20 protein-coding genes and 1 pseudogene are annotated in these 18410 nt (G+C 49.5%); 14 read left to right on the plus strand and 7 right to left on the minus strand.

Features of this window, described 5'->3' with window-relative positions; all coding sequences use genetic code 11:
* The first annotated feature begins 1 nt into the window (after position 1).
* The 5 genes from ACFX4O_RS12925 to coaD all read left to right on the plus strand — a co-directional run bounded on the left by ACFX4O_RS12925 (position 2) and on the right by coaD (position 5327).
* Positions 2-973 carry a glycosyltransferase gene (locus ACFX4O_RS12925; RefSeq protein ID WP_380209485.1) on the plus strand — a complete coding sequence of 324 codons (972 nt, stop codon included), beginning with the start codon at positions 2-4 and terminating at the stop codon, positions 971-973.
* A 19-nt stretch (positions 974-992) separates the two neighbouring features.
* Positions 993-2627 (plus strand): sulfatase-like hydrolase/transferase, encoded by a 1635-nt coding sequence (locus ACFX4O_RS12930; RefSeq protein ID WP_380209483.1) that lies wholly within the window; start codon positions 993-995, stop codon positions 2625-2627.
* Positions 2628-2799: 172 nt separating this feature from the next.
* A complete protein-coding gene (gene waaA / locus ACFX4O_RS12935) occupies positions 2800-4074 on the plus strand; it encodes a lipid IV(A) 3-deoxy-D-manno-octulosonic acid transferase (protein WP_131412416.1) in 1275 nt (424 codons plus the stop codon).
* Entirely contained in the window at positions 4074-4844 is a 771-nt protein-coding gene (locus tag ACFX4O_RS12940) for a glycosyltransferase family 2 protein (RefSeq protein WP_131412418.1), read from the plus strand. Before waaA ends, ACFX4O_RS12940 begins: the two co-directional genes overlap by 1 nt.
* 3 nt (positions 4845-4847) lie before the next feature.
* Entirely contained in the window at positions 4848-5327 is a 480-nt protein-coding gene (gene coaD, locus ACFX4O_RS12945) for a pantetheine-phosphate adenylyltransferase (protein WP_131412420.1), read from the plus strand.
* A gap of 11 nt (positions 5328-5338) precedes the next feature.
* Here the strand turns inward: coaD and mutM are convergent, their stop codons facing one another.
* The 4 genes from mutM to radC all read right to left on the minus strand — a co-directional run bounded on the left by mutM (position 5339) and on the right by radC (position 7533).
* On the minus strand, positions 5339-6148 hold the full coding sequence (mutM, locus tag ACFX4O_RS12950) for a bifunctional DNA-formamidopyrimidine glycosylase/DNA-(apurinic or apyrimidinic site) lyase (RefSeq protein ID WP_131412422.1): 810 nt from the start codon (positions 6146-6148) through the stop codon (positions 5339-5341).
* 75 nt (positions 6149-6223) lie between these two features.
* The gene (rpmG, locus tag ACFX4O_RS12955; RefSeq protein WP_003024094.1) at positions 6224-6391 is read right to left on the minus strand and encodes a 50S ribosomal protein L33; all 168 of its coding nucleotides are present in this window, start codon (positions 6389-6391) and stop codon (positions 6224-6226) included.
* A 20-nt stretch (positions 6392-6411) separates the two neighbouring features.
* Positions 6412-6648 carry a 50S ribosomal protein L28 gene (gene rpmB, locus ACFX4O_RS12960; protein ID WP_002436699.1) on the minus strand — a complete coding sequence of 79 codons (237 nt, stop codon included), beginning with the start codon at positions 6646-6648 and terminating at the stop codon, positions 6412-6414.
* 216 nt (positions 6649-6864) lie between these two features.
* Positions 6865-7533, minus strand: coding sequence for a DNA repair protein RadC (radC, locus tag ACFX4O_RS12965; protein WP_020455753.1), 669 nt, complete (start codon positions 7531-7533; stop codon positions 6865-6867).
* Between the two features lie 173 nt (positions 7534-7706).
* Here radC and coaBC point away from each other — a divergent pair, with 173 nt between their 5' ends.
* The 4 genes from coaBC (at position 7707) to ACFX4O_RS12985 (ending at position 11271) form a co-directional block, all read left to right on the plus strand.
* Positions 7707-8918: a bifunctional phosphopantothenoylcysteine decarboxylase/phosphopantothenate--cysteine ligase CoaBC gene (gene coaBC / locus ACFX4O_RS12970; protein WP_380209581.1), complete on the plus strand. Its 1212-nt coding sequence runs from the start codon at positions 7707-7709 to the stop codon at positions 8916-8918.
* Positions 8896-9354 carry a dUTP diphosphatase gene (dut, locus tag ACFX4O_RS12975; protein ID WP_131412426.1) on the plus strand — a complete coding sequence of 153 codons (459 nt, stop codon included), beginning with the start codon at positions 8896-8898 and terminating at the stop codon, positions 9352-9354. Before coaBC ends, dut begins: the two co-directional genes overlap by 23 nt.
* Positions 9355-9478: 124 nt before the next feature.
* Entirely contained in the window at positions 9479-10075 is a 597-nt protein-coding gene (gene slmA, locus ACFX4O_RS12980; RefSeq protein ID WP_017458168.1) for a nucleoid occlusion factor SlmA, read from the plus strand.
* 179 nt (positions 10076-10254) lie between these two features.
* Positions 10255-11271 carry an SMP-30/gluconolactonase/LRE family protein gene (locus ACFX4O_RS12985; RefSeq protein ID WP_380209479.1) on the plus strand — a complete coding sequence of 339 codons (1017 nt, stop codon included), beginning with the start codon at positions 10255-10257 and terminating at the stop codon, positions 11269-11271.
* Between the two features lie 33 nt (positions 11272-11304).
* Here the strand turns inward: ACFX4O_RS12985 and pyrE are convergent, their stop codons facing one another.
* Together pyrE and rph are read right to left on the minus strand one after the other, a co-directional pair.
* Entirely contained in the window at positions 11305-11946 is a 642-nt protein-coding gene (gene pyrE / locus ACFX4O_RS12990) for an orotate phosphoribosyltransferase (RefSeq protein WP_380209477.1), read from the minus strand.
* A gap of 181 nt (positions 11947-12127) precedes the next feature.
* Positions 12128-12844, minus strand: a complete 717-nt coding sequence (gene rph, locus ACFX4O_RS12995) for a ribonuclease PH (RefSeq protein ID WP_131412432.1) — start codon at positions 12842-12844, stop codon at positions 12128-12130.
* Positions 12845-12966: 122 nt separating this feature from the next.
* Here rph and ACFX4O_RS13000 point away from each other — a divergent pair, with 122 nt between their 5' ends.
* The 5 genes and pseudogenes from ACFX4O_RS13000 to ACFX4O_RS13020 form a co-directional block, all read left to right on the plus strand.
* Complete coding sequence (locus ACFX4O_RS13000; RefSeq protein ID WP_131412434.1) at positions 12967-13830, plus strand: YicC/YloC family endoribonuclease; 864 nt, start codon at positions 12967-12969, stop codon at positions 13828-13830.
* A 202-nt stretch (positions 13831-14032) separates the two neighbouring features.
* Positions 14033-15256 carry a tyrosine-type recombinase/integrase gene (locus ACFX4O_RS13005; RefSeq protein WP_380209474.1) on the plus strand — a complete coding sequence of 408 codons (1224 nt, stop codon included), beginning with the start codon at positions 14033-14035 and terminating at the stop codon, positions 15254-15256.
* Positions 15257-15428: 172 nt separating this feature from the next.
* Positions 15429-16238 carry a DUF3289 family protein gene (locus tag ACFX4O_RS13010; RefSeq protein WP_086533093.1) on the plus strand — a complete coding sequence of 270 codons (810 nt, stop codon included), beginning with the start codon at positions 15429-15431 and terminating at the stop codon, positions 16236-16238.
* Positions 16225-16671 (plus strand): DUF943 family protein, encoded by a 447-nt coding sequence (locus ACFX4O_RS13015; protein WP_380209473.1) that lies wholly within the window; start codon positions 16225-16227, stop codon positions 16669-16671. The genes ACFX4O_RS13010 and ACFX4O_RS13015 overlap by 14 nt, the downstream gene beginning before the upstream one ends.
* Positions 16672-16873: 202 nt before the next feature.
* A pseudogene (locus ACFX4O_RS13020) lies at positions 16874-17605 on the plus strand (tyrosine-type recombinase/integrase); the annotation flags it as partial.
* Here the strand turns inward: ACFX4O_RS13020 and ACFX4O_RS13025 are convergent.
* The gene (locus ACFX4O_RS13025) at positions 17605-18261 is read right to left on the minus strand and encodes a hypothetical protein (RefSeq protein ID WP_139512886.1); all 657 of its coding nucleotides are present in this window, start codon (positions 18259-18261) and stop codon (positions 17605-17607) included. The pseudogene ACFX4O_RS13020 and the gene ACFX4O_RS13025 sit on opposite strands and share 1 nt — an antisense overlap.
* Between the last annotated feature and the right edge of the window lie 149 nt (positions 18262-18410).

Consider the following 18410-nt stretch of genomic DNA (forward strand, 5'->3'; position numbering starts at 1 on the left):
TATGACCAGATTTAGGTTACATATCGTCTCACATGACGACTTTATCGCGACGAATTTTGCCGATTTTCAGACCCTGCTGGATGAAAGCGTCAATCCGGATGATATTCCCCATCGTTTTTATTGCGGGGGCCGGGGTGTATGGACATTTCAAACCATACTCAGTCTGAATTATTACTACCCTGGCGAAATAGGATTTTCATGGGGCACTGAGTGTCGTGCAGACGCCATTAATTTGCTGCATAACGATCATTTCGGTTATCGGATAAAACCGTGGAATGGTCTGACCGTTGTCGCCCGAACCGATCGCCCACCCGTGCTCGGCGCAGATTATGTGGTCGAACAAAACCCAGCAGTCTTATCGACACCAGATCGCATATTCATCCCACATTGGCCTCAACCGGGTTTGCAACCACGTGAACGTGACGATAACACCGTGCGTACCGTCGCCTACTTCGGCAGTAAAGACAGCCTTCCGGATGCGTACCAAACCGAAGAATTTAAACAACGACTGGCGGAGCAAGGTATTACGCTGCGCATCTCGTTTGATAACTGGACAGATTACCGCGATGTGGACGTATGTCTGAGTTTTCGCAAAAACCACGATCACCGACTGGCACGTAAACCAGCCAGTAAGTTAATTAATAGTTGGCTGGGCAAAACCGTCATGATCTGCGATGACGAACCCTCTTTCCGGGCTATACGCGAAAGCGATCTGGATTATCTGATCGCCCAAACGCCCGATGAAACCTTTGCCGCCATTATGAAGTTGAAGAATTCTCCTGATTTGTTTGCACGTATGCGCGAACATGGCGAAAAACGGCGACTTGCACATTCCCATGAAGCTGTTGCAGCTAACTGGAATGCCTTGTTCGAAAGTATCTGGAAAAAAGGGTTACACAACCGCACTACCGTCGGGCGCGCTTTGCGTTTCGTATTGAGTAAGGCGATTCGCCCACTGACCAGGAAATTTTAATAATAAGCCAGGTAGTTAAATGTTAAGTAAGAGGTTTTCGGCCCATGGAAGAGTGGGGAGCGATAGCGTACGGACGCTGATCCTGACATTATCTTTTGTAGTGCTTTTTTCTTTTTCTGAACTCATTGTTATCGCGAAGGATCATGTCTATCGCCCCAAAAGTGATGATATTGCGCTCTATCTCATCATTGCTCTGCTGGCCGCTATCAGTGCACGTTTCATCATTACGCGTTTATTGCTATCCGTAACTTTCATCGTTCAGGTTACAGAGGCCATTTACTATCAATTTTATGGTCAGTTCTATGGGCCAAGTGAAGTCTGGCTGGCTTTCGTTGAAACAAACGATATCGCCAGAGGTATGATTGACAGCCTGAGTTCACTAGGAATCTTCTTTTCTATCCTGGCAGTCGCGCTTATCTTCATTCTCGGCTTTTCCCGCCGCCTTGCGCCGCAGTGGCGAAATTCACTGGCGGTACCGTGCCTGTTAGCCATTACTGTGATGTTTGTCGGCCAATTTTATAAGGCCAAAGATGGACAGATGTACAAATTCAACCCGGATCTGCGCCACTCCTTGCTACGTAATGGTTTATCTGCGATCAGCTTCAGTGCCATGCGTCTGATTCCCGAAGCCATGTCCGGCGAGAACCAGAATATAGCGAGTTACGAGCCTTATCAGGTGAAGCCAAGAAGTGATTTTCAGTTTGGTAAGTATTCAATCATTTTGGCCATTGGTGAAAGCCTGAACCCGCACCATATCAGTGCTCTCGGCTATGAGCGCGATACGACGCCGGAGCTGAAGGCATTGATGGAGCAATATCATGGCAGTAGCAAACTGATCGTCTCCAATGCCGTCTCCACCCGTGTCGCAATCCCGATGCTGGTGAATAATTTGCGTGAGCCAGATAACTATTTTGCATACAAGTCGAAAGCAACCAATATTTTCGCTAATGCAAACAAGCAGGGGTTTGAAACAGCGTTTATTTCAGCACAAGGGCTTGAGGGCTTGAGTAACTGGATCGGTATTCACGATATCGATTTATGGGAGGATACACAGATTCGCCCGGCACCAGACATCGGCGCGGATCAAGTGTTAACCCCGTCGGTTGAAGACGCTGGGATGAATTGGGATAAGCCATTCTTAATGGTCTTGAACAGCCGCGCACCGCATATTCCTTACGATAGCAATATCCCGCAAGGGTTTGCTAAATTCTCTACGCCAGCGCTTAGCGACACCGTGGCACAGAAGAAAAATGAATATGACGACGCCGTGCGCTTTTATGACAAAGAGCTGGCTTCTGCCATCCGTACTGTTATGGCGAAATCGAAGCTGCCAGTGCTGGTCTTTATTACTTCCGACCACGGCGAGCGGGTTGGAGAAGGCGGTTTATTTGGGCATTCGGTCGTTGAAATGCCGATCGCAGAGGTGCCGTTTATCTATTTCAGTAACGACCCCACAATGTCGCTAAGCGCTATTTCGCCACAAGCGCCACGTAACCATTACCAACTGGCAACCCTGATAAACAAAATGATTGGTTTTGATGTGAGCAACCCCAATCAAAAAGATGATAGCTACTACATCACCGGGGGCGATATTCGCGGCCTTTCCGAAAAAGTGACTTATCATCTGGATTCCCTTTCGGACGGTAAACCATAATCACCGCGTTGGGCGGGCAGAAATGCCCGCCTTTTCTTAATTTCCCACCAGAATCATTTCCCTACAGGACGTTACGCCCTCAAAAGAAGTGGCTTACGCGCCAAAGGTATAGCTTTAGCCGCCCTAAATGCTTAGAATTTGCCCGCCGAATCTTAAAAAAACGGATAGTCGCTTGGAATTGTTGTATACCACCCTGCTTTACTTAATTCAGCCTCTGGTGTGGTTGCGATTATTACTTCGCAGCCGCAAAGCCCCTGCTTACCGCAAACGCTGGGCTGAACGCTATGGTTTTTGTCGTAACAAAGTGAAGCCGGACGGTATTCTGCTGCATTCCGTCTCCGTGGGAGAAACGCTGGCGGCGATCCCGCTGGTACGCGCGCTGCGCCATCGCTACCCTTCGCTGCCCATCACTGTGACCACCATGACGCCAACCGGCTCGGAACGGGTGATGTCTGCGTTCGGCAAAGACGTACATCATGTCTATCTCCCTTACGATCTGCCCTGCGCCATGAACCGTTTCCTCAATAGCGTTCGCCCGAAGCTGGTGATCGTGATGGAAACCGAACTGTGGCCGAACATGATTTCCGCGCTGAAAGCGCGCCAAATCCCACTGGTTATCGCTAACGCACGGCTGTCAGAACGCTCGGCAAAAGGTTACGGCAAGTTGGGCAAATTTATGCGCCGCCTGCTGAGCAAAATTACGCTGATTGCCGCACAAAACCAGGAAGATGCCGACCGTTTTCTTCAATTAGGCTTAAAGCGCAGCCAGTTGACCGTGACCGGCAGCCTGAAATTTGATATCTCCGTGACGCCAGAACTCGCCGCCCGCGCGATAACTCTCCGTCGCCAGTGGGCGCCACGCCGCCAGGTGTGGATTGCCACCAGTACACACGATGGTGAAGAAGCGATTATTTTACAGGCGCACCGCAAACTGCTGGAAACCTTCCCTGATTTACTGTTGATCCTGGTACCTCGCCACCCGGAACGCTTCCCGGATGCGCGCAATTTGACGCAGAAAGCCGGGTTCAGCTACACCTTGCGCAGCTCGGGTGAAATTCCATCCGGCAGCACGCAAGTGGTGATTGGCGACACCATGGGTGAACTGATGATGCTGTACGGCATCGCCGATCTGGCGTTTGTTGGCGGCAGCCTGGTCGAGCGCGGCGGCCATAACCCGCTGGAGCCCGCAGCGCACGCGATTCCCGTGTTGATGGGACCGCATACATTTAATTTCAAAGATATCTGCGCACGCTTGCAAGAAGCGGAAGGGTTGATCACCGTCACCGATGCGGATTCGCTGGTGAAAGAGGTTTCAACGCTGCTGACGGATGAAGATTACCGTTTATGGTATGGCCGTCACGCCGTGGAAGTGCTGCACCAGAATCAGGGTGCGCTGGTTCGTCTGCTGCAACTTCTGCAACCGTATTTGCCTCAGCGGAGCCACTAATGTCCAAACGCTTGTCGGTGGTAATGATCGCCAAAAACGCGGCGGATCTGCTGCCTGATTGCCTGGCATCTGTTGTCTGGGCCGATGAAATCGTGCTGCTGGATTCCGGCAGTAGCGACGACACGGTTGGCATTGCCAGCCGCGCAGGTGCCAAAGTCTTCACTCATACCGACTGGTCGGGTTACGGCGTACAGCGCCAGCTGGCGCAGCGCTATGCCAGCGGCGATTACATCCTGATGCTCGATACCGACGAACGCGTGACCCCTGAGCTCGCAGAGCAAATTCGTGCGACGCTCGCCGCGCCACAACCAGGCGCCGTTTACAGCATTGCCCGCCGTAACTATTTCCTTGGTCGCTTTATGCGCCACAGCGGCTGGTATCCGGATCGTGTTACCCGCCTGTACGAGCGCGAGCGCTATCAGTACAACGGCAATCTGGTGCATGAGTCGCTGGATGCGCCGCAAGCGCCGGTTATTGCGCTCAGTGGTGATTTGCTGCATTTGACCTGCCGGGATTTCGCCAGCTTTCAGCGTAAACAGTTCAATTACGCCACGGCGTGGGCACAGGAACGCCATCAGCGCGGTAAAAAAACGTCGCTACCGGGGATTTTCGCGCATACTTTGGGCGCATTCGCCAAAACGTTGTTACTGCGCGGCGGCGTGCTGGATGGAAAACAGGGCTGGCTGCTGGCGGTGGTAAACGCGCAGTATACTTTCAATAAATACACCGAGCTGTGGGCGCTGAACCACGGTTATTCAGAGAAAGAATAAGCGATGAGCACAAAAGCGATTTATCCCGGCACCTTTGACCCCATCACCAACGGGCATATTGATATTGTGACCCGCGCCGCCACGATGTTTGGTGAAGTGGTGTTAGCGATTGCCGCCAGCCCAAGCAAAAAACCGCTGTTTGACCTGTCAGAGCGCGTGGCGTTAGCGCAAGCAGCGACGGCGCATCTGCCGAATGTTTCCGTGGTAGGGTTCAGCGATTTGATGGCCAATTTTGCCCGTGCCCAGCAGGCAAACATCCTCATTCGCGGCTTGCGGGCGGTGGCGGATTTTGAATATGAGATGCAGTTGGCGCATATGAACCGCCATCTGATGCCGGAGCTGGAGAGCGTGTTTCTGATGCCATCAAAAGAGTGGTCGTTTATCTCTTCTACGCTGGTCAAAGAAGTGGCGCGCCATCATGGCGATGTCACCCACTTTCTGCCGCCAGACGTTCACCAGGCGCTGTTAGAGAAGCTTAAGTAAGCTTCTGGCTCTTATTTCTGGCATTGCCGGCAATAAAATGTTGAGCGCTGAGCATGCTTTGCGGCAATGACAGGCGTACCGCAAACGCGACAAGGCTTCCCTTCCCGACCATACACCTGCAACTCCTGAGCGAAATAGCCCGGTTTGCCGTCGCTTTGCAAAAAGTCTTTTAGCGTAGTTCCGCCCTGTTCAATAGAGCGCAGCAGCACCGCTTTGATCACCCGCACCAGGATTTCGCACTCCTGCGCCGAGAGCGACGACGCCAGCCGATCGGGATGGATCCCGGCGGCAAACAGCGATTCGCTGGCGTAGATATTCCCCACGCCGACCACCAGCTTGTTATCCATGAGCCAAGGTTTAATGGCGGTTTTCTTCTTCACGCATTTCTGCTGGAAATAGTCAGCGTTGAAAGCGTCGCTGAGCGGCTCCGGGCCGAGATGCGCCAGCACATTGTGACCTTCCAGCTCTTTCGTCCACAGCCACGCGCCAAAACGACGCGGATCGGTGTAGCGCAGCACTTTGCCGTTGCTCATCACCAAATCGACGTGGTCGTGTTTTTCTGCGGGTAAATCATGGGGAAGAATGCGCAGGCTACCGGACATGCCAAGATGAATAATGATCCAGCCGTCAGGCAATTCGAGCAGCAAATATTTGGCGCGGCGCTGAACACTCAGAACCGGTTTGTCGCTCAGGCTATGGATCTCTTCGGAAACTGGCCAGCGCAATCGCCCGTTGCGCACCACCGCATGAAGAATGGTTTCGCCAACGAGGTGCGGCTCAATACCTCTGCGGCTGGTTTCGACTTCGGGTAATTCAGGCATCTCGTCTCCGGTTTATGAATGGTCAGAAATGCAAAAACCCCGACAGTGCGGGGTTTTTGTTCAAGAAGACTAAAATTATTTGATTTTAGCTTCTTTGTACAGCACGTGCTGACGGACAACTGGATCGAATTTTTTCAGTTCCAGTTTTTCCGGCTTAGTACGTTTGTTCTTCGTGGTGGTGTAGAAGTGACCAGTACCAGCGGAAGAAACCAGCTTGATTTTCTCACGAATACCTTTAGCCATGATTTATATCCTCTAAGTACTTAGTACTTTTCGCCACGGGCACGCAGTTCAGACAGAACTGTATCAATGCCTTTCTTATCGATTACACGCATACCTTTAGCAGATACACGCAGGGTGACAAAACGCTTTTCGCTCTCAACCCAGAAACGGTGAGAGTGCAGGTTCGGCAGGAAACGGCGTTTAGTCGCGTTCAGTGCGTGGGAACGGTTGTTACCGGTCACCGGACGCTTGCCAGTAACTTGGCAGACTCGGGACATGTCTATTCTCCAAAAATCAAATTAGCTCGAGCTTCGTATGGGGTATCGGCGCCTCGTCAGGCTTTACAGCCCGGTCATCGCAGTTCTATGTGAACTCTCGATTGCCAGGCCCAAATGCCAAACCCGAGATTCTCAAAGGTGGCGTAGTATACGCTGAGTCGGCGGTGTGCTCAAGTCCCGAACAGACAAAGATCCCGATGGATCGCGCAAAGTGGTCTAAATCCAACCACGTTCGGCAAAAGAAACGTACTCACCGCGGCCAATAACCAGATGATCGAGCACCCGGATGTCCATGAACTGGCAGCATTTTATTACCCGTTCGGTGATCTGCCTGTCCGCTTTGCTCGGCTCAGCGTTACCAGAGGGGTGATTATGCGCGAGGATCACGGCGGCCGCATTGACTTTTAACGCTTCGCGCAAAATTTCTCGCGGATGCACCTCAACCTGGTTAATCGTGCCGGTAAAAAGCCGACAGTGTTTGAGTATCCGGTTCTGGTTATCCATCAGGATCACCATAAAAATCTCGCGCTCTTCACCCGCCAGCTGGCTTTGTAAAAACTCGCGTGTCATTTCCGGGCTCAGCAGGGAGCTCTCTTCCAGCAGGCGCGCATTATAATAGCGCCGAGCCAGTTCGCCGATCCCCCGCAATTGGGCGTATTTGGCAAGACCAATGCCATGCACCTCCTTAAAATCATCAAGATCGGCGGAGAGCAGCGTATACAACGAACCAAACTGCTTAAGCATTTCACGCGCCACGGTGAGCACGCTCTTTCCCTGTGTTCCGGTGCGCAAAAAGAGCGCCAGGAGCTCCACATCAGTCAGTGACTCAATACCGAACTTCATCATCTTTTCACGCGGTTTCTGGGGCGTAAAAACAATATCCATATTCATTTCTCCTTCGCTCTCGCCAATGCTGCCATAGCTGCCGTTTCCCTTCGACTGTGGATAAATATCTCTGCGTAGCGCCTCGCAAAGTGGATTGTGGGCAACAGCACGACAACACCAGGATTGTGATAAAATGCCCAGCTTCTGGTGAAATCCAACAGGAAAGAATCATGATCAGTCTGGCGGGTAAAAAGATTGTCCTCGGCGTGAGCGGCGGTATCGCGGCCTATAAAGCGCCCGAACTGGTGCGCCGTCTGCGCGATCGCGGAGCAGAAGTCCGTGTCGCAATGACCGAGGCGGCCAAAGCCTTTATTACGCCGATGAGCCTGCAGGCCGTTTCCGGTTATCCGGTTTCCGATAGCCTGCTTGATCCCGCCGCCGAAGCGGCAATGGGCCATATTGAGCTGGGTAAATGGGCTGATTTAGTAATTCTCGCCCCCGCCACCGCAGATTTGATCGCCCGCATCGCGGCCGGTATGGCAAACGATCTGGTCTCCACTATTTGCCTCGCCACACCGTCGCCTGTCGCCGTTGTTCCCGCGATGAATCAGCAGATGTACCGCGCCGCCGCCACCCAGCATAATTTGCAGGTGCTGGCCTCGCGCGGGCTGTTGTTGTGGGGCCCGGACAGCGGCAGCCAGGCCTGTGGCGATGTTGGCCCTGGAAGAATGCTCGATCCGCTGACCATTGTAGATATGGCCGCCGCGCATTTCTCACCGGTCAAAGATCTGCAACATCTGAACATCATGATTACCGCCGGGCCGACGCGTGAACCGTTGGATCCGGTACGCTACATCACCAATCTCAGTTCCGGTAAGATGGGCTTCGCCATTGCCGCCGCCGCCGCACGCCGTGGTGCGAATGTCACGCTGGTTTCCGGCCCTGTTTCGCTGGTAACGCCGCCGCTGGTGCAACGTGTGGATGTCACCACTGCACTGGAAATGGAGGCCGCTGTTCAGAGCCGCGTTCAGCAACAGAATATTTTTATCGGCTGCGCCGCCGTTGCGGATTATCGCGCCGCCAGCGTCGCTGAAGAAAAAATCAAAAAGCAAGGCGATGAAATCACGATAAAAATGGTGAAAAACCCGGATATTGTCGCTGGCGTTGCCGCACTTTCTGCTCATCGCCCTTATGTTGTTGGGTTTGCTGCCGAAACAAATAATGTGGAAGAATATGCCCGGCAAAAGCGCGCCCGCAAAAACCTTGATTTGATTTGCGCTAACGATGTTTCGCAATCGAATCAGGGATTTAACAGCGACAACAACGCATTACACCTTTTCTGGCAGGATGGCGACAAACGCTTGCCGCTGGAGCGCAAAGAACTTCTGGGACACCTATTACTGGACGAGATCGTTACCCGTTATGATGAAAAAAATCGACGTTAAGATTCTGGACCCGCGCGTTGGCAAGGCATTCCCGCTGCCGACATATGCCACCTCCGGTTCCGCCGGACTTGACCTGCGCGCCTGTCTCGACGACGCCGTAGAGCTGGCGCCTGGCGCGACGACGCTGCTGCCAACCGGTCTGGCAATCCATATTGCCGATCCATCACTGGCTGCGGTCATTCTGCCGCGTTCCGGTCTGGGCCATAAACATGGCGTCGTGCTCGGCAACCTGGTAGGGTTGATTGACTCGGATTACCAGGGTCAATTGATGGTTTCCGTCTGGAACCGCGGCCAGGACAGCTTTACCATCGTGCCGGGCGAACGCATCGCGCAAATGGTCTTTGTGCCGGTCGTTCAGGCAGAGTTTAACCTGGTAGAATCCTTTGACGCGACCGAGCGCGGCGAAGGCGGCTTCGGCCATTCAGGGCGTCAATAAGCAGCCCTATTTAACGCATCACACGGCGAAATAACGCGATAACATCACCGCAAACGCACTCCGTTTGCGGTCGCCCTGTGGTTGCTCGCCTGACAAGTGCTTATTTTCAGGGGTATTTTGGAACATGGCAGAAAAACAAACTGCGAAAAGGAATCGTCGCGAGGAAATACTTCAATCTCTGGCGCTGATGCTGGAATCCAGCGATGGAAGCCAGCGCATTACGACGGCAAAACTGGCGGCGTCCGTTGGCGTTTCTGAAGCGGCGCTGTATCGCCACTTCCCCAGTAAAACGCGCATGTTCGACAGCCTGATTGAATTTATCGAAGATAGCCTGATTACCCGTATCAACCTGATTTTAAAAGACGAGAAAGACACGACCGCGCGTCTGCGTCTGATTGTGCTGCTCATTCTGGGCTTTGGTGAACGTAATCCGGGTTTGACACGCATTATGACCGGCCACGCCCTGATGTTCGAACAGGACCGCCTGCAAGGGCGCATCAGTCAGTTGTTTGAACGCATTGAAGCCCAGTTGCGCCAGGTGTTACGCGAACGCAAGATGCGTGAAGGCGAAGCCTACGCGACCGATGAAACGTTACTGGCAAGCCAGCTGCTGGCATTTTGCGAAGGGATGCTGTCGCGCTTTGTGCGCAGCGAGTTTAAATACAGCCCGACTGAAGATTTCGACGCCCGCTGGCCGCTGTTGGCCGCGCAATTACAGTAATACCTCATGCAGCCCTTGTGGCTGCATTCTCATTTCCCCGCAATCTGTGAAACAGCCCAACGTAATTCGTTAAGATGCCAGATGTCGCGGCGTCGCGGATTCTCTACCCTCCCTCTGGCAGTATCTTTCCACTTAAGCGAAATATCCTCATAAATACCCTACAAATAAGGAGACGCTTGATGGCAACATCACGTCGGGAACTGCTTAAACTCAGCGGTATTGCCACCGCATCATTACTTCTTAGTCAAAAGAGTATCGCCGCCTGGGCACCCTCAGCCCGCTACCCCGATCCAAGTATCGTCGCGCTGGATGACAGCTTTCGCGACTATATGGTTTCCAGTGCCAAAGTAGAGCAGATAGCGACCGGTTGCCGCTGGGCAGAAGGGCCAGTCTGGTTTGGTGATATGCGCATGTTGCTGTGGAGCGATATTCCCAACAACGCGGTCATGCGCTGGGATGAAGTCACCGGCGCAACCAGCATTTTCCGCCAGCCGTCGAATAACGCTAATGGCCATGCTCGCGACAGACAAGGGCGTTTAATCAGCTGTGAGCACGACACCCGCCGCATTACGTGCACAGAGTATGACGGCACGATCACCGTGCTGGCAGACAGCTATGACGGCAAGCCGCTGAATTCACCGAATGATATTGCCGTGAAATCCGACGGTTCCATCTGGTTTACCGATCCGCCATTTGGCATTGCCGGTTTTTATGAAGGGCACAAAGCCACGCCGCAACTGCCGCAGAACGTTTACCGCCTGGATCCTAAAACCCGCAAACTGGAAGTGGTGTTGGGCGATGTTAAAGGGCCAAACGGCATCTGCTTCTCACCGGATGAAAAAACGCTGTTTGTGGTAGAAAGCCGCGCGACACCTAACCGTTTAATTCTGGCGTGGGATATCGAAGGTAATCAGCTAAAAAACCGGCGAGTACATATCGACTGCGGCAACGGCACGGCAGATGGTATTGCCATTGATGTACATGGCAATCTGTGGTGCGGCTGGGGAATGGGAACCGAAGAACTGGACGGCGTACGCGTGTTCAATCCGCAAGGCAAAGCGATTGGTATGATCCACCTGCCGGAGCGATGCGCTAACTTGTGTTTTGGCGGCGAACAGCGAAACCGCTTGTTCATGGCCTCCAGCACCTCGGTCTATTCACTTTATGTAAATACCCAGGGCGCGAAGCTGGTGTAAAACGGGCCCGGCAGTCACCTGCCGGGAACACATTTAAACGCCGTACTGTTCGCGGTAGGTGCGCACAGCGGCCAGATGATCGGCCATCTCCGGTTTCTCTTCCAGGTAGGCAATCAAATCTTTGAGCGTGATAATCGAAATCACGTTACAGCCGTAGTCGCGTTCCACTTCCTGAATCGCCGAAATATCACCGCGACCACGTTCCTGGCGATCCAGCGAAATCAGCACGCCAGCAAGCGTTGCACCATTAGCCTGGATAATCTCCATCGATTCGCGAATCGCCGTACCAGCAGTGATCACATCATCCACCAGCATGACACGGCCCTGCAATGCGCTGCCCACCAAGTTGCCACCTTCGCCGTGGTCCTTGGCTTCTTTACGATTAAAGCAGTAAGGCACATCGCGCTCGTGGTGTTCCGCCAGCGCCACTGCCGTGGTGGTCGCGATAGGAATGCCTTTGTAAGCCGGACCAAACAGCAGGTCAAAATCGATACCGGAATCCACCAGCGCTTCGGCGTAAAAACGGCCTAACAGAGCCAGATCGCGCCCGGTATTAAACAACCCAGCGTTGAAGAAATAGGGGCTTTTGCGCCCGGATTTCAGCGTGAACTCGCCGAACTTCAGCACCTGCTTGTTAAGCGCAAATTCAATAAACTGACGCTGATACGCTTTCATGGATCCGCTCCTCATCTCACTTTTCATTATTTACAGATTACGCCAAATACCTCGCGCGACCTCGTGCAGACAACGTAAGCCACACCTGGTGAATAGTAGGCGTGCCCTGGGGTAGCCGACAAAGAAGCCGGGTGAAGTATAAAGCGCAAAAAAAAGGGCGACTCATCAGTCGCCCTTAAAATTAATTCTCTAGCGCCGCCTTCTGCGTCGCGATAATCGATTCGATTCCCCCTCTGGCCAGCGCCAGCAGGGTGAGCAACTCTTCATGGGAGAAGGGCTCGCCTTCCGCCGTTCCCTGAACTTCAATCATGCGACCGTCTTCAGTCATCACCACGTTCATATCGGTTTCGGCTGCGGAGTCTTCCACATATTCAAGATCACAAACGGCTTCGCCATTAACAATACCCACGGAAACCGCTGCAACCATGCCTTTCATCGGGTTGGTTTTCAGCTTCCCGGCGGCAACCAGTTTGTTCAGCGCATCCGCCAGCGCAACACACGCGCCGGTAATTGATGCGGTACGCGTACCGCCATCGGCTTGAATGACGTCACAGTCAAGCGTAATGGTGAATTCGCCCAGCGCATTCAAATCAACCGCCGCACGCAGCGCGCGCGCGATAAGACGCTGGATTTCCATGGTACGCCCGCCCTGTTTGCCTTTCGCTGCTTCACGCGCGTTACGGGTGTGGGTGGAGCGCGGCAGCATGCCATATTCGGCGGTGATCCAGCCCTGGCCCTGGCCTTTCAGAAAGCGCGGAACGCCCTCTTCGATGGACGCAGTGCACAGTACTTTGGTATCACCAAATTCAACCAGCACGGAGCCTTCTGCGTGTTTTGTGTAATTACGGGTCAGGGCGACGGGGCGCACCTGGTTGGCGCTACGGCCTGCTGGACGCATGATAATTTCTCCGGCTTATCGAATGTGGCTGCGCATTATACTGGCTTACCAAGGTTATTCCTATCCTGATAAGGCCACGAAAGCTATAATCCCCGCATCTCTCTTTGAAAACGGGAACGTCTATGATCCGCAGTATGACCGCCTATGCCCGGCGTGAAATCAAGGGTGAATGGGGCTCAGCCTCCTGGGAACTGCGCTCGGTTAACCAGCGTTATCTGGAAACTTACTTCCGTCTGCCGGAGCAATTTCGCAGCCTCGAGCCGGTTGTCCGTGAACGTCTCCGTAGCCGTCTGACGCGCGGTAAAGTCGAATGTAATCTCCGTTTTGAGCCCGATGCCAGTGCGCAGGGCGAACTGATCCTGAACGAGAAACTGGCAAAACAGCTAGTTAATGCGGCTAACTGGGTCAAAATGCAGAGTGACGAAGGGGAAATCAATCCGGTTGATATTCTGCGCTGGCCAGGCGTAATGGCTGCGCAAGAGCAGGATCTGGACGTCATCGCCGCGCAGATCCTCGCCGCGCTGGATGGCGCACTGGATGACTTCATCATCGCCCGTGAAACCGAAGGTCAGGCGCTGAAAGGGCTGATTGAGCAGCGTCTGGAAGGCGTGAGCACCGAAGTCAGCAAAGTGCGCGCCCATATGCCGGAAATCCTGCAATGGCAGCGCGAGCGCCTTGTTGCAAAACTGGAAGAGGCGCAGGTACAGCTTGAGAACAACCGTCTTGAGCAAGAGCTGGTGCTAATGGCGCAGCGCATTGATGTCGCCGAAGAGCTGGATCGCCTCGAAGCGCATGTGAAAGAGACATATAACATTCTGAAGAAAAAAGAAGCGGTTGGCCGCCGTCTCGACTTCATGATGCAGGAGTTCAACCGTGAATCGAACACGCTGGCTTCCAAGTCAATTAACGCTGAAGTGACAAACTCTGCCATCGAGCTCAAAGTGTTGATTGAGCAAATGCGCGAGCAGATTCAAAATATCGAGTAAATTCTTTCAAAGTCTACTCAAATCCATAAGCCCATGTTAAATGGGCTTTTTTATTTAAAAGATAGTCTATTAAAGACCACTAAAATCCATTAAAAACCACCACCAGGTGGGGAGTAAATGGGGGAGCATTTCTTCTTTACTAGCCCAATCTGGCAGTTTATAACAATGTCCCCCCCACATTGATTTTCATCAGGTTAGGTATATGGCATCACTCACAGTCAGGACGGTTCAGGCTCTCATCAAAGCAGGAGAACCAGGGAAGTTTGGTGATGGGCGTGGTTTGTATCTGAAAGTCCCACCTAAAGGTGAGCCGTATTGGATGCTTCGATACACAATCGGCTCTAAGAGACGAGAAATCACCTTAGGTAAGGTATCTCATCTATCTCTGTCCGAGGTACGTAGCCTCGCTGAGGATACCCGAAGAAAAGTTGCCACCGGGGATGATCCTATTGCTGAGAGAAAACTCAATCGCCCTAAGCAACTGACCACAGTAGATGGACTGTTTGAAGACTGGCACAAAGATCTGGTCAAGCGTTTGAAGTATCCACAAATCCCAGAGAGGGTGTACAGAAAAGATATCGCCCCAACGATTGGTCAACTTTCTTTGACGAAAATAACTCCCATTGATGTCCGAGCCATTCTGCAAAAAATTACATATAGCGGAAGGCCAACCATCTCAAATGATGCTCTGCTTTACATGAAACAACTTTTTGATCACGGCATTAAACTTGGTCTGGTTCAAAGCAACCCAGCGACTGCTTTCAAAGTGAATGATGCCGGAGGAGTTGAAAAAAGCAGAGAAAGAGCATTGAGTCTGGATGAGATTACTCATGTTTTTAAAGTGTTCAGGCAACACTCTGACAGCTTCTCTCGTGATAACTACCTTGCATGCGCCCTGCTACTACTCCTTGCTGTTCGCAAAAGTGAACTAACGGAAGCACCTTGGTCAGAATTCAATTTAGACGAGAAAAAATGGTGCCTGCCAAAAGAAAGAAGTAAGTCTGGTGTTGGCATAGTCATCCCACTTCCCCCGCTCGCTGTCAAGATTCTGGAAGAGCTAAAGATCAGAGCATGGGATTCGCCTTATGTCTTCCCAAACCGCCGCGTGAGCAAATCTCAGCACATGGGTAAAGACACTCTAAACAGAGCAATTGCTAAGTTGTTTGGAGCTGAACCAGGCAAGAAGAAGCAACCACTTAATGTCATGGGACACATTGAATACTTCACTGTCCATGACCTGAGAAGAACCAGTAGAAGCCTACTTGCCTCACTGTCCGTTCCTCCGCATGTGGCAGAACGGTGTCTGAACCACAAACTCAAAGGTGTTGAAGGGATCTATGACAGGTATGATTATTTTGATGAAAGAAAAGAAGCCTTACAAAGAGTTGCAGAGAAAATAAGTTTTATTATTGAGAGTCAGGTTTAATCAACTTTGTCCCTGAGCGACTGCCTACCTTAACAGGCACAGCGACATAAAGTGCATTTGAAGGAACATCCTGTCTGACTTTTTGAAAAAAATGTTAAGAAAAGTCCTAATTGCGCCACAGAGCGATAGTTGTATAGTGGTTGCACATTTGACTGTAAGGGATTTATTTCGAATGAACGCAATCGATAGTAGGCTGATAGTCTTCTCAACCCAAAAAAAATTCAATGACAGACATGCCGATGATATGCAAAGCGGCGACATTGATGTTGATACACTAATAAAGCATTACCATCTTGGGCAAGTATCAACTTTCATTGACTGGACAACTTTTGGTCCTTCCTATAAACATCCCTATCTGAATTCAATACAGCCAGCAAGTAAAGAAAAAGCCATTGCAATGCTATATGATGAGTTAAGATCGCAGTCGTATGTATTTTCTTTTCAAGGGCCATACCAGGGTTTGATCAAAGATCTTTTCAATCATATGCAACGAAATAATGGAAGAGATTATCAAAACCCTGCAATGAACAATGCGTACAGAAATTTAATATTGGCTGACAATTCCCCGAACAGCACCAGAGCGATAATTAAAAGAGCTATAGAACAGTTTGATTTTAGCAAATCAAAACTAACAAAAGAAAACTTCACTAATGATTTATATAAAAGTCATTTACCCAAATATACAAGATGGAAAGACTGGGTTAATGGTATGGGTATTACCGTTCATGACGTGAACAGTACAGAGATTTCAATTGAGAGTCTCGTACTTGAAGGAAATAAATATACTGCGGTTATCAAATACAGAGCACAGGACCATTTTGGATTAGACAGAGAAGATATACTGAAACCTAAATTTAACTCGATTTCCTTTTTTAGGATATGGTTTGTACTTCAGCGTGCAAAGCATTTGGCTCAAAAACCATTTTTCACTAATTTTGAAGCCACAATAACACTGACAGGAGAAGCCAATGTTAAAATATAAAAGGACTGTAGCAACTGTAATTGTTTTAATCATTGCATACTGCATATGGATTGCTGTCAGACCAGCGAAAATAGTCAGAGTCGATAATGATGCTGTTTTTGTAGAACACTTGCCAATGACAACAGAAGGAAAACTAAAATGGTGGTTGAAAAACAAAGAATTATTGCAGGAAAAATATCACATCATTAATAAACCGTATAACTTCACGGTTACCATCATGAGCTTTGATGGTTATGAAGAATTACCTAAAGGAACAATGGACGGTTCTATCGATGATTATACCTGCTTTGATGATACTGATCAAAAGCATGAAAAATGCGTGTATAACAATATAGCAATAATTATTAGAGGCAACCTTGATGGAAAACAATTTATAAATATTGATGGCAAAACATATACCCAGACACAAGACGGAAAAGTTGAGTTAAAATGAAGATTATTTTCTTTCTATTTATTTATAAAAAAAATAGGCATTAATACGAAGGCCGGACTCAAACATCGCAACTATTCTTATGATCTTAAGACATTAAAAATTACCACAATGGGTATGATACCATCATTGATACCATCACGCGCACCTATTCACTATAATCCACCAGGTTCAAACCAAGTATCAAGGTCAATGTTCATCAAGTATGCACTTTTTGCAACTCTTCGACCATGCAATCAAGCTTAGATTATTGTTAAACAATTCAGCTTCTGCGTTTAAGGTCAATGATGCAGGTGGAATCGAAAAAAGCAGAGAAAGAGCATTGAGTCTGGAAGAAATTGGTCAGGTATTTAGAGTTTTCAGAGAACACTCTGACAGCTTCTCTTGTGATAACTACCTTGCCTGTGCCCTACTACTACTCCTTTCTGTTCGCAAAAGTGAGCTAACCGAGTCTCCTTGGGCAGAATTCGATTTGGATGAGAAAAAGTGGTCTTTACCAAAAGAAAGGAGTAAGTCAGGAGTGGGCATTGTGATTCCGCTACCACCACTGGCAATTGAAATGTTAAAAGAGCTAAAGGTCAGAGCTTTTGGTTCTGATTATATCTTCCCTAACCGCAGGGTGAGTAAGTCGAGGCATATGGGAAAAGATACCCTCAACAGGGCGATAGCCAAGCTATTCGGGGTAGAACCAGGTAAGAAGAAGCAACCACCTAATGTAATGGAAAATATTGAATATTCCACAGTCCATGACTTACGAAGGACTTGCAGAAGTTTACTTGCATCGCTGTCTGTTCCCCCACATGTCGCAGAAAGATGTCTGAACCACAAGCTGAAAGGTGTAGAAGCTATTTATGACAAATATTATTATTGTGAAGAAAGAAGAAAAGCCCATCTTTTATTAAACGAAGAGCTAAAACAAATAATTTTACTTTCAAGTTATTTTCTTTTTACCCATTCACTTTTAGAAAAAGTCATAGAAGACTTACAGGCAAAACCTATAGAAATACAAAATGAAAAAGATAATGCTAGGATGGTTATACAATACCAATTAGGATTATCATAAAGTTTCAACTTAATCACTTCCCTAAATAAAATCGATATCCATATAAATAACACATAATAGCTTATTGTTTGATTAATTTTTGAAACAGAGTATGGTTTTGAACTTAAAAATAATTTATTTATGACACTACTCTCATTTTCTCCCAAATGAGAATTGGCTACAACTTTATATAATGGGCCTGTAATATCATCTTCTAACATATCAACATGTTTTTCCCAATTTTGCTGCCAAAACTTACTTCCTTTATTAACGCAAACCCAAGCGAATGAAAAGACAGCTCCTAAACATCCAACTAATAAAGTAAGCTCTCCCCTATACTGGGCTAATAAACTGTTAGATGATTGAATAGCAATGAATGCAACCAAACTTGCCCCAATGAAAGTCCAAAAATAAGTGGCCCTTTTCCAATATAATTCTATTTCGAACTTTCGTATTTCAAGAGCATAAGTTAAAGCTTTGTCTCTCTTACATGAGTTTGACAGAAAAGCCTCTTTATAATCCAATTCATTGAAATCATTACTTTTTTGCATGAAATCCTCCTGATATTTTTGTATGAATATTATAGGTATCCATACCCGATATTAAGAAACCACCTTTAAATACCTATGACGTAAGCCCTGCCTGAAAAAATGTAAAGAATTACGTTAAATATAGGCTTAGTTAAGATATAAACTTTACA

The sequence above is a fragment of the Kosakonia sp. YIM B13571 genome (assembly GCF_042788095.1).
Lineage (GTDB): Bacteria > Pseudomonadota > Gammaproteobacteria > Enterobacterales > Enterobacteriaceae > Kosakonia > Kosakonia quasisacchari.